This window comes from Microbacterium sp. (assembly GCF_031178525.1).
Taxonomy (GTDB): domain Bacteria; phylum Actinomycetota; class Actinomycetes; order Actinomycetales; family Microbacteriaceae; genus Microbacterium.
The window spans coordinates 1-1,859 of sequence record NZ_JAPSJA010000381.1; the positions used below are offsets into that span (position 1 = coordinate 1).

Annotated in this window: 2 protein-coding genes and 1 pseudogene; 1 reads left to right on the forward strand and 2 read right to left on the reverse strand. The window is 74.6% G+C overall.

The annotated features are described in order from the left end of the window. Nucleotides 1-288, forward strand: a pseudogene (locus tag RIF89_RS14625) (energy-coupling factor transporter transmembrane protein EcfT); the annotation flags it as partial. A 99-nt stretch (nt 289-387) separates the two neighbouring features. On the opposite strand, the gene RIF89_RS14630 reads toward RIF89_RS14625, so the two are convergent. Together RIF89_RS14630 and RIF89_RS14635 are read right to left on the reverse strand one after the other, a co-directional pair. Further along, nucleotides 388-888: a nitroreductase family deazaflavin-dependent oxidoreductase gene (locus RIF89_RS14630; protein ID WP_309069801.1), complete on the reverse strand. Its 501-nt coding sequence runs from the start codon at nt 886-888 to the stop codon at nt 388-390. A 20-nt stretch (nt 889-908) separates the two neighbouring features. After that, nucleotides 909-1,643: an aminoglycoside 3'-phosphotransferase gene (locus RIF89_RS14635; protein ID WP_309069802.1), complete on the reverse strand. Its 735-nt coding sequence runs from the start codon at nt 1,641-1,643 to the stop codon at nt 909-911. Nucleotides 1,644-1,859 lie beyond the last annotated feature (216 nt).

The following is a 1,859-nucleotide window of genomic DNA, read 5'->3' on the forward strand; positions in this document are numbered from 1 at the left end:
GAGCTCGGCGACGCGCGTCGCGCGCGCGGCGTCGCCGACACGGGCCGGATCCGCCGGCTCGCCGGGCAGACGTTCGCGCTGTTCGTGCTCGCCATCCGGCGGGGCACCAAGCTCGCGACCGCGATGGAGGCGCGCGGCTTCGGCGCATCCGGGCGCCGGACATGGGCGCGGGTGTCTCGGCTCACGGCCGCGGATGCGGTGATCGTCGTGATCGCGGCGCTGATCGCGGGCGCCGCGGTCGCGGCGGCGATGTGGGCGGGCACCTGGACCTGGATCCTCGGTCTCTGACCACTCACCGTCGCCGCAACCAGGGGTGGCCACAAGCCGAAGCGGACCCTGCCAGGCGGAGCCGAAGCGGACCCTGCCAGGCGGAGCGCAGCCCGCGCGTCACTCCAGCTCGCGCACCAGCCGCAGGCGGAACAGACGCACCTGACGGCCGGAGTCGCGCTCATAGCCGCGGTAGCCGGGCCACTGCCGCTGGATCCGCTCCCACGCGGCCTCCCGCGCGTCCGGATCCGTGTCGATCCGCTCGGCGACCACCGCATAGCGTCGGCCGCGCACCGTGATCTCGGCCTCCGGGTGCGCGAGCAGGTTGTGCGTCCAGGCGGGATGCCGCCCGCGGGCGAAGTTCGTGCCGGCCACCAGGGCGGATCCGTGGCCATCGGGTGTGTACATCAGCTCGCTCGCGCGGAAACCGCCGGTGCGCGCTCCCACGGTGTGCAGCGTCAGCGACGGCACGAGCAGCCCCGACACCTGCGCGCGTCCGCCCGTCACGGCGCGCACGATCCGCTCTGCGACCGGCAGCGCGACCGGTCCGAGCCGGCGGAAGGCGCGCGTCCGCGTGAGCGGCGCGATCGCCGCCCGCACCGCGCGCACGATGCTCGCCATGCGTCGATCCTCCCGCAGGATCAGGTGGCGTTCCAGAGGGCGCGGTAGTACGCCGTGCGCACCGGATCGGGATCGACGCCGTACGCGTCGAGGAACGTCTCGTCCCAGCCGGGGCCGTAGTTCCACCCGAGGCTCATGGTCGCGACCGCGATGTCGGCCCAGCGGTCGGCCGTGCCGAGCGCGCCGAGGTCGACGTGCGCGACCCACCTGCCGTCCGGGCCGATCAGCGTGTTGGGCGAGCACGCGTCGCCGTGGCACACGACGAGCCGGTCGACCGAGGGCGGATCGCGCAGCTCGGCGGGCATGGCGATGCCGCGGGATGCGGCGCGGGCCAGCCGCGTCGGCACCGACCAGTCGTACGGGCACTCCTCGACGGGGAGCGCGTCGTGCAGCGCGCGAAGGCCCACCGCGATCGCTCGCACCGCCACGTCGGGCCGGGCGACCCAGGCGGGCGCGACGGCCGACTCGCCCTCGAGCGCGGACGTCACGAGCCACTCCTCGGTGTCCGTCTCGCCGTGGTCGCGCACCTCGGGTACGGGCGTCCACCGCGCCGCCCACGCGAGCCGCTCGGCTTCCTCGGCCATCGACGCTTCGAGGTGCCGCGGCCCCCACTTGACGTACAGCGCGCCGGCGCGGAAGGTCACACCGCCGAGCTCATTGCGCCACACCGGCACGGGCTCGGCGTTGCCCGCCAGCGCGCGCACCCTGTCCGGGACCGCGACATCGCCCGGCGGGATGGACGACTTCAGGGACATGCGTCCATCCTGCGCCGGGAGACGCCGCGGGCCCCCGGCGCATCGCCGAGGGCCCGCGAGACGAGGCTCCGGATCAGGCCCAGCCGAACGCCTTCCCGATGGCCTGCACCGCCTGGTACGCGCCGAGCACGATGAACAGCAGCGCCGTGATGCCGAGCGCCACGTTGAGGTACCACTTGTTGCGGTACTCGCGCGGCACGCGATCGGTGTTCAGGA

What these genes read in the sequence shown, in the direction of transcription:
- RIF89_RS14630 (WP_309069801.1), bottom strand. Translation starts at nt 888, where the DNA reads ATGGCGAGCATCGTGCGCGCGGTGCGGGCGGCGATCGCGCCGCTCACG.
- RIF89_RS14635 (WP_309069802.1), bottom strand. Translation starts at nt 1,643, where the DNA reads ATGTCCCTGAAGTCGTCCATCCCGCCGGGCGATGTCGCGGTCCCGGAC.